The following is a 12,696-nucleotide window of genomic DNA, read 5'->3' as shown; positions in this document are numbered from 1 at the left end:
CCCCGGGCCGCAACGACAAAGGAGGCAAACCCATGACCCAAAGCAAGGAAATGCTCGACGCCGTCATGCGCGCCATCGAGCTTGAAAAAGAGACCTTCGACCTGTACGTGAAGGCCGAGCACAAGACCTTCAACCCGGCCGGAAAGCGGTTCTTCAAGTGGCTGGCCAAGACCGAGGAAGAGCACTACATGAAGCTGACCGAGTTGTACCACTCCCTGCACGAAAGCGGCCGCTGGGTGTTTTACGGCGGCTCGGGCTTCGAGCTGGAGCCGGCCGACGGCCATGAGCAGCAGGTCGGCTTCGACACCGACGACCTGGAGGCCCTGAAGATCGCCCAGAAGATCGAGCAGCGCGGCATGGCCTATTATGAGGAGTTGATCGCCAAAACCGGCGACCCGGACGGCAGGGCGATGCTGGAGACCCTCAGGAACGAGGAGGTCGAGCACCTGCGGGTGATCACGGAAAAACTGGAGGAGTTGCGGGGCTAGCGGGCCAGGGCACAAGTAACGAGGCCCGCTTTTGGCGGGCCTCGTTGTTATCCTCATTGTACTCCACACGTTCTAGGCAAGGCGGAACCTTCGGACCTCCTCCTGCAGTGTTGCCGCCAGGCGGGCGAGATTCGCCGCGGCCTGGGCCGACTCCTGGGCGCCGTGGGCGGTGTCGTCCACCACATGGCCCATTTGCTGGATATTGCCGGCAATCTCATGGGTGGTGGCCGTCTGCTGCTCCGCGGCCGTGGCGATCTGGTTCACCTCCATGGCTACCTCGCTGATCTTGTCGAGGATCACATGCAGGGCCTGTCCGGAACTGGCCGCCCCCTCGCTTCCCCGCTCAACCTCACGCACCCCTTCTTCCATTATGGCAACGGCACCGCGGGTTTCCACCTGGATGGCCTTGATCATCTCGCCGATCTCGCGGGTAGCCTTGGTGGTGCGTTCGGCAAGCGCCCGCACCTCGTCGGCCACAACGGCGAAGCCACGCCCCTGCTCGCCGGCGCGGGCCGCCTCGATGGCGGCGTTCAGGGCCAGCAGATTGGTCTGATCGGCGATATCCTCGATGGTGCTGACGATTTCACCTATCTGGTCGGAGCGTTTTCCCAGCGCCTCCACCGTGCGCGCCGATTCGGAGACCTTGTCGCTGATACGGCTCATGCCGCAGATGGTCGACTCCACCACCTGGACGCCATCCCGCGCAGAGTCGCTGGCCTGGCGGGCGCCATCCGCCACGCGGCCGCAGTTCTGGGCGATCTCGCCGCTGGTGGCGGCCATCTCCTCGCTGGCGGTAGCCACGGCATTGGCCTGGGCCGCGACCTCTTCGGCACCCGTGGCGATCCGCACCGAACTCGCCGAAAGCTGGGACGAAGCGGCGGAAACCTGGAGGGCGCTTTCATTCATGGAGTGGATGATCCTGCGCAGACCGCCGAGCATGGCGTTCAGCCGGATGCCCATCTGACCAAACTCGTCGCGGTCGTTCACCGCCGCTTGTACCGTAAGGTCGTTATCGGCGACCCGGTCTATGACTGCCGAAAAATCGGCGAGGCCCTTCCTGATCCCCCGCCCCAGCAGCGTGCTGAAGACCAGAAGAACAACGGCCGCGCCGCCCGCGCATGCCATCTGTACGTAGACCCGCTGCTGCGCCCGCGCCCGCACCGTTTCGCGCGTCTTCTCCATGGCCTTCTTGTTGGTGTCCGCCAAGACGACCAGCGCCTTTCGCACCTCCATGTCGAAGCCATGCCCCAGTTGCGTGTCAACCTCGGTGGCGTTCGCGTTGGCCTCCCGGAGGCCGACCAGCTTGTCCATGCTGGCCCGGTAGCCGCCAAGGAGCTGCAACGCCTGCTCCGCGCCTTTCCGGTCATCTTCATCCGAAAGCTTGAGGAACTCCTTGAGATCGTTCTCGATGGCTCCGGTTTCCGCCCGGAACTCCTCCACGTGCTTGGCCTTGCCCCGGATCAGATAATTCTTGTAAGCCCGCATCGCCATGCCCATGCGGTCCAGCGCATCCATGGAGAGTTGGGCCTGACGATAATCGCTGCGGAACATTTCATCGTAGCTCCCCTCTATGAAACTGGCCGTTGACCAGGAGAGCGCCGCGACAAAAACCAGTACCGCCAGACTGCCCACCATGAGAAACAAAAGCTTGTTTGCTACCGTCATGAAACCTCCTGATGATTGCCACCTGTTCGGTGTGGGCACAAATGTAATCCGGCCGGGGCGACCCCATAATAAAAATATGCCGAATGGCCGTATACGCCGCCCGAGCGGCATGTTTTCGCGCATGAATGGTCGTTGCCGTTTGGTGAAGGGGGCGTCCCGGGGGAAATACCGTGGCGCAATGGGCGGGGACGATAAAAATGGGGGCGCGTTACATGAAAAATGGCGTCGCACGGAGTCGACGCCAGGGGGATGCCGCGAAGGGGAGTCCCCTCAGGCGGAACTCTTGCGGAGATAGTCGATCACCGCCGCCATGTCCTCAGGCGGTTCGGTGGTGAACTCCAGATAGTCGCCCGTGGCGGGGTGGATGAACCCCAGGGTATGGGCGTGCAGCGCCTGGCGTCCCAGGGCCGTGATCAATTTGCGCAGTTGCGCATCGGCGAGGTTGTTGAAGCGTCCCCCGTCGGAATAGAGCGGGTCCCCAGGAGGGGAAAGCCGGCCTCGGAAAGGTGGACCCTGATCTGGTGGGTGCGTCCGGTCTCCAGGCGCAGCTCCACCAGGGATACGCGGGCGTAGCGCTCCTTCACCCGCCAGCGGGTCACCGCGTGCCTGCCGCTCTTGGCCTTGCCCGACAGGCGCACCCGCTCGGTGGGATGGCGGCCGATGATCCCCTCGATCTTGCCCGTATCCTCCTTGGGGCTCCCGTAGATCAGGGCCTGGTAGATGCGCTTGACGGAATGGACGCTGAACTGGTTGGAAAGCGCCTGGTGGGCGCGGTCGTTCTTGGCGGCCACCAGCACCCCCGAGGTATCCTTGTCCAGACGATGGACGATGCCGGGACGCAGTTCGCCGCCGATGCCCGACAGGTCGCGGCAGTGGGCCAAGAGCGCGTTCACCAGGGTCCCGGTGCTGTTGCCCGCCCCCGGGTGCACCACCATCCCGGCTGCCTTGTTGATGACGATCAGATCGGCATCCTCGTAGAGCACCTCCAGCGGGATCGCCTCGGGCTGCGGCTCGGCGGGCTGGGGCGGCGGGATCTCCACCTGGATACGCTCCCCCCCCTTGAGTTTCAGGGACGGCCGGGCCGTCCTGCCGTCAACCAGCACATTGCCCGCCTCGATCAGGCGCTGGACCGTGGCGCGGGTCTCCCCCCCAACTCCCGGCAGATGTAGAGGTCGAGCCGCAGGGGCTCCGTGTCCGGCGGACAGATGATGATGGTCTGATTCATAAGCGTTTGCACTCCCTGGGTGTCAAAAAAGCAGAGGCGCATCCCCTGAACAGGGGCGCGCCTCCGGAAAAGAACCGCTGCCGTGGCCGGGAGCCTACCAGATGTTCGACTCGATCTTGCCGGCCCGCTTGATGAGCACGTCCACCACGGCGATGTCGTAGATCCCTTCGGGGCCGAGTTCGGGGGAGACCCGGGAAAAGAAATGCTGGCGCCCCTCTTCCAGCTCCTCCCGGAGGACATCGAAGATATTGTCGTTCTTGATGCCGCTCTCCACCTTTTCGCTGTTGTACATGGCCACATCGGAGATGATGGCCCGTGCCAGCCGCTTGGCCTGATCGGGATTGTCAATCATGTTCATGAGCGTTCTTTCCCCGTTTGTCGAAATTTATATGCTCATACTCCCACACATCGGAACAAAACTCCAGAAACATGACAGACTATACCAGCGCCGCTACCTTGGGCGCAAGGCAAAGTAGATGTTGGCGTCGCCGCGCCGCACCAGGATGGTCAGGGTGCTCCCCGGCCGCACCTGCCGGATGGCGCGCTGGTAATCGGCACTGCCCGTCACCCTCGTGCGGTTGACGGAGATGATCACGTCGCCGCGCCGCATGCCGGCCTCGGCGGCCGCCCCGCCCCGGGCCACGTCAACGACCACCGCACCGTCACCCTCCTCCGAGTCGTCCACCGCAAGGCCGAGCAGATCGCCCCGCCCCTGGGATTCGCCGCCCGTTCCGCGGCGCTGCTTGGCCGCCATGTCGGAACTGGTCAGGGTCATGGTCACCTCCAGCGCCTTGCCGTCCCTGAAGACCGTCACCTTGACCGGCTTGCCGATCCCGGACTCGGCCACCAGGCGCTGCAGGTGCGACGGGTCCTTGACGTCGGTGCCGCCAAAGGCGACGATCACGTCTCCCTGCCGAATGCCGGCCTTCTCCGCCGGGCTCCCCTTCATGATGTCGTTGATCAGGGCTCCCCTGGTCTGCTTCAGGCCGAAGGACTTGGCCAGTTCTTCGGTGACCGGCTGGATCGTCACCCCCATCCAGCCGCGGCTCACATTCCCCTTCTGGATAAGCTGGCTGAAGATCGGCTTGGCCATGTTCGCGGGGATGGCGAAACCGATCCCCTGCCCGGCGGCCACGATGGCGGTGTTGATGCCGATGACCTCACCGTAGATGTTGAGCAGCGGTCCGCCTGAATTGCCCGGGTTGATGGAGGCGTCGGTCTGGATGAAATTTTCGTAGGTTTCGATGCCCACGTTGGACCGTCCCGTAGCGGAAATGACGCCGACCGTCATGGTCCGGTCCAGGCCGAAGGGGTTGCCGATGGCGATGGCCCACTGGCCGACCTCAAGCTTGTCGGAATCGCCCAAAACCGCGGTGGGCAGGTCGGTGGCATTGATCTTGATCACGGCAATGTCGGTCTTCTGATCCCCACCGACGACCTTGGCATCGTAGACCTTGTCGTTGGAAAGCTTGACCTGGACCGACTCGGCATCGCGCACCACATGGTCATTGGTCACGATGTAGCCATCCTTGCTGATGATGAACCCGGACCCCAGGCTCTTGTCGCGGCGGTACTGGGGTTGTGCGCCATCCCCGAAGAAGTCGTCGAAAAAGGGCGACATCTGGAAGAACGGCTGCACCTTCTTCTTGCTGATGGTGGAGATGTTGACCACGGAAGGGGTAACCTTCTTGGCCACCGTGCTGAAGGCCTTCTGGGTGGAGAGGATATCCGCGGGGACATCCTTGACCGGCGCCTCCGCCTCGCCCGCCTTGCGTTTCGATTCGAGGAACAGGGGTGAATCGCTCTTGCCGCTGCAGGCCGCCAGGCCGCCGAGAAACAGCGCACCGATGACGGCGGACAGCACTACGTGGGAACAGGTTTTCAGTTTCATAGGGCTCTCGTATGCACTCCCTCATTGGATTCGGCTTAAAAACTATTGTTCAAGTATAAGTCGTATGTCAACGGAATTCAAGGGCGGCAGGAGTGCCCTCACTCCATGTTTTACCTGATATAATAATGTTATTGTAAACAGTACGGGTTTTGTGTAAAAATAATTTCATACACCCAAACATTCGGAGGGGCACATGACCGACATCAAGGAACAGATCAAGGAATTCCGCATCGGCCAGAAGATCAGGGGACTCAGGCAGCAGAAACGGCTTACCCTCCAGGAGTTGTCCGACCTGACCACCCTCTCCAAGCCGCTTCTGTCCCAGATCGAAAACGAGCAGGTCGTCCCCCCCTGGCAACGCTGCTCAAGATCGCCAAAGGACTCAAGGTCGGCATCCATTTCTTCTTCGAGGACGAGAGCAACCGCCAGAAATACGTCCTGACCAGACGGGAGACGCTCCGGGAGTTCGAAGCGGTTCAGCGGCCGGTCGTCAACGATGTTTCACGCCCCTATGTCTACCATTCCCTGGCCCAGGGGATGCGGCACAAGCATATGGAACCCTTTGTGGTGGAGTTCGATACCTGCCCCTGGGACGAACGGCTCTTCTTCAAGCACGAGGGGGATGAGGAGTTTCTCTACATCGTGGCAGGGGAACTGGACCTCCACTACAACAACGAGATCATCCGCCTGCGCGCCGGCGACAGCATCTATTACGACTCCAGCCAGCCCCACGGCTGGGTGGCCGTGGGCGAGGAAAAAGCCAAGGCGGTGGCGGTGCTCTATACCAAGGATTGACGCCGGGACGGAGGAGGACGCATCGCCGCCCGCCCCCGCTTCCTAGTCGTCGGCCGCCCGCCGCTCCCCGGAGGCGCTCTGCGCACCCTCCGAGACCGTTGCTGCGCTCCGGTTGCAGATCAGCATCTTTTTGCCCTTGGTGCCCAGAACGGCGGGCGCAGGGACGAGCCGGGGGGCAATCCGCTCGTAGTCGGCCCGCTTGAGCAGTGCGGCAACCGGCCGCTCCCCCTGCCACAGCCGCAGGAAATCCACATCCTCCACAAACCAGGCCGACTGGTCGCCCTGCCTGCTCCCGAACTCCAGCTCACCCTTCCCCCCACGACCACCACCCGCTTTTCGGCATAAAACGGCAGCGACTGCTCGTAGCCGAACGAAACCAGGCTGCCCCCCCGGGAGGTGGCCTGCCGCCCCAAAAGGGCCAGCTCTTTCGACGACTTCTTGAGCTCGATCCTCTCCAGGAACAGTTGCAGCCCCATGGTTTCAAGAAAGTATGAACTGAGGCAGAGCCCGGCGAAGAGGATCAGCAGGTCCCTTTTCCGGCCGGCCAGCCACACCGCCGCCGCCATGAGCAACGACAGGCAGGCGACGACAACGCCCCCCACCGGCGACAGGATCGGCGGTTTCGTCACAAGCGAAGCGCCGGGCCGCACCAGCCCGGCCCCGGTCAGGACCGGGGCAAGCTCCCGCACGTGGGGATAGATGAGGGCCGCTACGGTCATCACGGCCAGGAGCACCCCCAGGAAGACCTTTTCCCGCCCCAATGCCCGCTGTTCCTCCCGCTCCACAAGGTCGGAGAACATCTTTCCGGTCAGCAGCGCCAGGGGGGGGAACATGGGGAGGATATAGGGGATCAGCTTGGAGTGGGACGCGGAGAAAAAGAGGAAGACGAAAACGGCCCAGGCGAGCAGGAACGACAGACGTTCCCCGTTTGGGCTGCGCCGTTCGGCCCACGCCCGCGCAATGGCCCGCACGCCGTATAACGACCAGGGGAACATGGTCAAAAGCAGGATGGGGACAAAGAACCAGAACGGTTGATAACGGCCGTGGGCCGTGGTGAGGAAGCGCTCCAGGTGCTCGTGGATGAAGAAGAAGCGGGCGAATTCCGGATTGCGCAGGGAGACCAGCACGAACCAGGGGGCCGCCACCGCCAGGAAGAGCGTACAGCCGCCGGCAAGGCGCATCTCCTTCAGCAGATGCCAGCGGCGGGTCGTTGCGAGGTAGACGGCGATGATGCCCGCGGGGAAGAACAGGCCGACCACCCCCTTGGCGAGCACGGCAAGGGCCGAGAAAAGGTACATCGCATAGTAGTAGCGCCCTTTGTGCCGTTCCCGGTCATCGGCGGCGAGGATAAAGCAGCAGAGGGCCGCCGACAGGCACAAGGTCAACGTCATGTCGGTCAGATTGATGCGGGACTGGGCGACGAACCCGGTGGAGGTGCCCAGGATGAAGGCGGAGAACACCCCCTCGCGCCTGCCGAACAGTTTGCGGCCGGTGTGGTAGACCAGCAGCACGGTCAAAAGCCCCGCCAGCGTACCGGCAAACCGGGCGGCAAATTCGTTGAGCCCGAAGAGCTTGAAAGAGATGGCGTTCAGCCAGTAGTGCAGGGGCGGTTTTTCGAAATAGGCGACATAATTGAGCGTCGGGGTGACGAAATCGCCCCGTTCCAGCATCTCGCGGGGGATTTCCGCGTAACGCCCCTCGTCCGGCTCGATCAGTCCGGCGTTGCCGAGAAAGAGGAAGAAGGCCCCGCCGAACAGGATCACCAGTATCAGTATGTCGCGCAGTGCCGGATAGTGGCGGGGGAAGAAATAGGCCTTGAGATCTTTCATGACAACGCCCCTGGTACGGCAACAGTGCCCGGCACTGGCAAACTGCTTCTCTGCAATTGCCGGCCGGACACTGTCGTTTTTTTCACACTACTTTATGTATATATCACATCTTTGCGAGGTTGCATGGTCCGTCCCCGGTACCCCGTTCCCGGCCCATTCGGCTTGCTGCCGGAGAAGCGGGGCGCGGCTGCTACATCCCCCCGCCGCCAAGCACCTTGTAGAGCGTCACCAGGTTGGTCAGCCGCGAAAGGCTCACGCTGATCAGGTTTTGCTGGGCCGAGTACAGGGAGCGCTGGGAATCCAACACACTCAGATAGTTTTCGACCCCGTTGCGGTAACGCGCATCGGACAGGTTGTAACTCACGGTAGTGGCCTCGACCAGCGACTGCTGGGCCGCCAATTGGTCGCCCAGGGTCCCGCGCTCCGCAAGGGCGTCGGCCACCTCCTTGAACGCGGTCTGGATCGCCTTTTCATACTGGGCCACGTAAATATCCCGGTCCACCTTAGCCACGTTCAGATTGGCGCGGTTTGCCCCGCCATCGAAGATCGGCAGGGATATCTGGGGAGCAAACGCCCAGGCGGCCGAACCGGGTGCGAAGAGGTTGGCAAGCTGGTCGCTGGTGGTGCCGGCGGAGGCGGTCAGGGAGATGCGCGGGAAAAAGGCGGCGCGGGCAGCCCCGATGTTGGCGTTGGCCCCCTTGAGCAGGCTCTCGGCCTGGAGGATGTCGGGACGGCGTTGCAGCACCTCGGAGGGGACCCCCGGGCCGATTTCCTTCACCATGGCCGTCGTGCCGAGCTTTGCGGGGAGCAATTCCGCCGGGACCGGCGAACCGACCAGCAGGGTCAGGCCGTTCTCGTCCTGGGCCACCTGGCTGGTATACTTCGCGATATCCCCCCGCGCCGTATCGACGCTGGTCTGGGCCTGGCGCAGGTCGAGTTCCGAAGAGGCCCCCAGTTCGTAGCGACGCTTGGTCAGGTCGTAGGAAGCCTGTTGGCTGGCGAGCGTATCCTTGGCCAGTTGCAGGCGCTCCCGGTCCGCGGCCAGGGTCAGGTAGCTGGTGGCGACCTGGGCCACCAGGGAGATCTGGGTACTGATCCGCGCCTGTTCCGTGGCCAGGAATTGCTCCAGCGCCTGGTCCTTGAGGCTCCGCACCCGGCCGAAGAAGTCCAGTTCATAGGAGCTGAAGCCCAGGTTGGCGCTGTAGGAGCGGGCAATATAGGCATTGCCGCTGCTGGAAACGCTGGCCGGGTAGCGCTGGACCGTCCCGCTGCCGGAGGCGTTGACCGTGGGAAACAGTTCGGCCCGCTGGATCTGGTACATGGCCTGGTACTTCTCGATGGTGAGCGTGGCCACCCGCAGGTCGCGGTTATTGGCCAGGGTCAGGTCGATGACCTTCCGCAGGTTGCCGTCCTGGAAAAAATCCTTCCAGGGGATGTCGGCAGCCGCCCGCTCGCCCGGCTTGGCCTCGTTGTTCTTGTAGGCCGGGCCGCTCGGCCAGGCGGCCGGGGCGGGAGATTCGGGACGCGTGTAGGTGGGCGCCATGGTCGAGCAGCCGGCCAGGCCGAGGAACAGTCCCACAGCAAGGCAGCGTACGGTCGTTGTGTAGTTGCTCTCTCTCATATCAGTTCACCTCCGAAGGTTTGGCGGCAACGTCCGGTTCTGGGGAGGGGAGGTGGTACTGCTTCTTCCCGAACAGGCGGGAAACCAGGACAAAGAAAAACGGAATAAAGATCAGGTCGATGAAGGTTGCCGAAAGAAGCCCGCCGGTGACGGCGGTGCCGATGGCGTTCTGGGCCCCGGCTCCCGCCCCCTTGGTGAGGGCCAGCGGCAGGGTGCCGAAAAAGAACGCCAGTGACGTCATGAGGACCGGCCTGAGCCGGATCTTCACCGCCGCCAGGGTGGCCTCGACCAATCCCAGCCCCTGGTGCATCTCGCTCTTGATGAACTGGATGATCAGGATGGCGTTCTTCGTGGAAAGCCCCACGGTGGTGAGCAGGCCGATCTGGAGATAGATGTCGTTGGGGAGCACCCGCAGGCTGACCGCCGTCACCGCACCCACCAGGCCGAGCGGCAGCATCAGCAGGTTGACGAACGGGATGGTCCAGCTTTCATACAGTGCCGCCACGCTGAGGAACACCACGAGCAGCGAGATGGCGTAAAGCGCCGGCGCCTGGGCACCCGCCTGCTTCTCCTCGTAGGAGAGGCCGGTCCACTCATAGCCGATCCCCGGAGGCAGCTTGGCGGCCATCTTCTCCATCTCGGCCATTGCCGTCCCCGTGCTCACCCCGGTCGCGGCGTTCCCCTGGATCTCCACGGAGGAAATACCGTTATACCGTTCCAGGCGTGGCGAACCGTACTGCCAGCGGGCGGTGGCGAAGGCCGAGAAGGGCACCATCTCGCCGTTTTTGTTGGTGACATACCAGGTGTTGATGTCCTCGGGCACCATGCGGTATCTGGCATCGGACTGGAGGTAGACCTTCTTGACCCGCCCGTTTTCAATGAAATCGTTCACGTAGGAACTACCCCAGGCGGTGGACAGCACGCTGTTCACATCGGTGAGGGCAATCCCCAGGGCCCCGGCCCGCACGTCGTCGATATCCAGCTTGAACTGGGGGGAGTCGTCCTGGCCGTTGGGGCGCACCGCGACCAGTTTCGGGTTCTTCGCGGCCATGCCCAAAAGCTGGTTCCGGGCCTCCATCAGCTTTTCGTGGCCCACCCCGCTACGGTCCTGGAGCATGAAGTCGAAACCGTTGGCCTGTCCCAGCTCGATAACCGCGGGAGGGGAGATGGCAAACGCCAGGCCGTCCTTGATCTGGGAGAAGGCCCCCATGGCCCGCCCCGCAATGGCCGGCGCCTTCAGGTCGGGGGACTGACGGAGCTTCCAGTCCTTGAGCTTCACGAAGGCAAGTCCCATATTCTGGCCGCGGCCGGCAAAGCTGATGCCCGCCACCGTAACCACCGACTCCACCGTCTTCTGTTCTACGTCATTGAAGTGCTTTTCGATCTGCCGTATGACCTGGATGGTCCGCTCCTCCGTAGCACCCGCCGGCAACTGAATCTGGCAGATGATGAACCCCTGGTCCTCATCCGGCAGGAAGGCGGTCGGCAGGCGCAGGAAGAGGACGACCATGCAGGCGACGATCGCACCGTACACCAGCAGATAGCGCACCGGCTTGCCGAAGGAGCGGCCCACGATCCCCTCGTACTGTTCCCTGCGGCGGTCAAACCAGCTGTTGAACAGGCGGAAGAACCCCTTGAACCAGCCGGATTCGCCCGCGCTATGTCCCTTCGCCACCGGCTTGAGCAGGGTGGCGCAGAGGGCCGGGGTGAGGGTCATGGCCAGCAGCACCGAGAGGAGCATGGCGGAGACGATGGTAATGGAGAACTGGCGGTAGATGACGCCGGTGGAGCCGCCGAAAAAGGCCATGGGCGTAAAGACCGCCGTCAGCACGGTGACGATCCCCCAGAGGGCGCCGGTGATCTGCCCCATGGACTTGATGGTCGCCTCCTTGGGAGACAACCCCTCTTCGCTCATGATGCGTTCCACGTTCTCGACCACGACGATGGCGTCGTCCACCAGAAGGCCGATGACAATGACCAGGGCGAACATGGTGAGGGTGTTGATGGAGAAACCGCAGACCGCCAGCACCCCGAAGGTACCCAGGAGCACTACCGGCACCGCGATGGTGGGGATCAGCGTCGCCCGGATGTTCTGCAGGAAGATGAACATGATGACGAAGACCAGGAAGACCGCTTCAACCAGGGTCTTGACCACCTCTTCGATGGAAATCTTCACAAAGGGGGTGGTGTCGTAAGGGTACACCACCTTGACGCCGGCGGGGAAAAACTTGGACAGCTCCTCCATCTTCGTCTTGATGCGGGTGGCCGTGTCCAGCGCGTTGGCGCCGGCGGCCAGCCTGATGGCCATCATGCCTACCGGCTTTCCTTTGTAGAAACCGTTGATATCATAGCTTTCCGTGCCGATCTTGCACTCGGCCACGTCCTTCAGCTTGACCGTGGAACCGTCGCTGTTGGTGCGCAGGATGATCTCCCCGAACTGCTCCGGGGTCTGGAGCAGGGTCCGGGCGGTGATGGTGGCGTTCAACTGCTGCCCCTGCACGGAGGGGGTGCCGCCGAACTGCCCGGCCGAAACCTGGGCGTTCTGGGCCGTGACCGCGTTGCTCACATCAGTGGAGGTCAGCTTGTAGTTGTTCAGCTTGGCCGGGTTCAGCCAGATGCGCATGGCGTTCTGGGAACCGAACACCTGCAATTCACCCACCCCCTCGAGCCGGCTGACGATATCCTGCACATTGGACACCAGGTAGTCGGTCAGGGCGTAGCGGTCCATGGAGCCGTCCTCGGTGGTAAGCCCGACCAGAATCAGGTAGTTCCTCGTGGACTTGACCACCGAAATCCCCTGTTTTTGCACGACCTGGGGCAGAAGCGGGGTGGCCAGTTGCAGCTTGTTCTGCACCTGCACCTGGGCGATATTCGGGTCGGTGCCGGCCTTGAAGGTCAGGTTGATGGCGACGGCTCCGGCGGAGTCGCTGGTGGACGACATATAGATCAGGTTGTCGATGCCGTTCAGCTTCTGTTCGACGACCTGGGTAACCGTATCCTGCACCGTCTGGGCCGAGGCCCCCGGGTAGGTGGCGTTGATGGTGATCTGCGGCGGCGCAATCGGCGGATACTGGGAGACCGGCAACATCTTGATTGCCAGGAGGCCCGCCAGCATGATCATGATGGCGATCACCCAGGCAAAGATCGGGCGATTGATGAAAAAACGAGGCATGGAGGATCTC

General features: G+C 62.8%; 9 protein-coding genes and 1 pseudogene. 3 read left to right on the top strand and 7 right to left on the bottom strand.

Annotated features, from left to right (window positions below; translation table 11 throughout):
* Nucleotides 1–32: 32 nt before the first annotated feature.
* Nucleotides 33–488 (top strand): ferritin family protein, encoded by a 456-nt coding sequence (locus FO488_RS19240; RefSeq protein WP_168205821.1) that lies wholly within the window; start codon nucleotides 33–35, stop codon nucleotides 486–488.
* A 72-nt stretch (nucleotides 489–560) separates the two neighbouring features.
* Here the strand turns inward: FO488_RS19240 and FO488_RS00770 are convergent, their stop codons facing one another.
* The 4 genes and pseudogenes from FO488_RS00770 to FO488_RS00755 all read right to left on the bottom strand — a co-directional run bounded on the left by FO488_RS00770 (nucleotide 561) and on the right by FO488_RS00755 (nucleotide 5,269).
* Nucleotides 561–2,153 (bottom strand): methyl-accepting chemotaxis protein, encoded by a 1,593-nt coding sequence (locus FO488_RS00770; protein ID WP_168205820.1) that lies wholly within the window; start codon nucleotides 2,151–2,153, stop codon nucleotides 561–563.
* Between the two features lie 270 nt (nucleotides 2,154–2,423).
* Nucleotides 2,424–3,378, bottom strand: a pseudogene (locus tag FO488_RS00765) (RluA family pseudouridine synthase).
* Nucleotides 3,379–3,472: 94 nt separating this feature from the next.
* Nucleotides 3,473–3,736: a hypothetical protein gene (locus FO488_RS00760; RefSeq protein ID WP_149208778.1), complete on the bottom strand. Its 264-nt coding sequence runs from the start codon at nucleotides 3,734–3,736 to the stop codon at nucleotides 3,473–3,475.
* Between the two features lie 93 nt (nucleotides 3,737–3,829).
* On the bottom strand, nucleotides 3,830–5,269 hold the full coding sequence (locus FO488_RS00755) for a DegQ family serine endoprotease (RefSeq protein ID WP_149208777.1): 1,440 nt from the start codon (nucleotides 5,267–5,269) through the stop codon (nucleotides 3,830–3,832).
* Between the two features lie 193 nt (nucleotides 5,270–5,462).
* Here FO488_RS00755 and FO488_RS20535 point away from each other — a divergent pair, with 193 nt between their 5' ends.
* The gene (locus tag FO488_RS20535) at nucleotides 5,463–5,711 is read left to right on the top strand and encodes a helix-turn-helix domain-containing protein (RefSeq protein WP_370514299.1); all 249 of its coding nucleotides are present in this window, start codon (nucleotides 5,463–5,465) and stop codon (nucleotides 5,709–5,711) included.
* 110 nt (nucleotides 5,712–5,821) lie between these two features.
* Nucleotides 5,822–6,064: a cupin domain-containing protein gene (locus FO488_RS20530; RefSeq protein WP_370514298.1), complete on the top strand. Its 243-nt coding sequence runs from the start codon at nucleotides 5,822–5,824 to the stop codon at nucleotides 6,062–6,064.
* Between the two features lie 119 nt (nucleotides 6,065–6,183).
* On the opposite strand, the gene FO488_RS00745 is transcribed toward FO488_RS20530, so the two are convergent.
* The 3 genes from FO488_RS00745 to FO488_RS00735 form a co-directional block, all read right to left on the bottom strand.
* Nucleotides 6,184–7,893: a glycosyltransferase family 39 protein gene (locus FO488_RS00745; RefSeq protein ID WP_149208776.1), complete on the bottom strand. Its 1,710-nt coding sequence runs from the start codon at nucleotides 7,891–7,893 to the stop codon at nucleotides 6,184–6,186.
* A 190-nt stretch (nucleotides 7,894–8,083) separates the two neighbouring features.
* Nucleotides 8,084–9,514 (bottom strand): AdeC/AdeK/OprM family multidrug efflux complex outer membrane factor, encoded by a 1,431-nt coding sequence (adeC, locus tag FO488_RS00740; protein ID WP_149208775.1) that lies wholly within the window; start codon nucleotides 9,512–9,514, stop codon nucleotides 8,084–8,086.
* 1 nt (nucleotide 9,515) lies between these two features.
* On the bottom strand, nucleotides 9,516–12,686 hold the full coding sequence (locus FO488_RS00735; RefSeq protein ID WP_149208774.1) for an efflux RND transporter permease subunit: 3,171 nt from the start codon (nucleotides 12,684–12,686) through the stop codon (nucleotides 9,516–9,518).
* Between the last annotated feature and the right edge of the window lie 10 nt (nucleotides 12,687–12,696).

Origin of the sequence: Geobacter sp. FeAm09, assembly GCF_008330225.1 — a bacterium.
In the GTDB taxonomy this organism is placed as follows: Bacteria; Desulfobacterota; Desulfuromonadia; order Geobacterales; family Pseudopelobacteraceae; genus Oryzomonas.
This window is presented reverse-complemented; position numbering and strand designations above follow the sequence as displayed.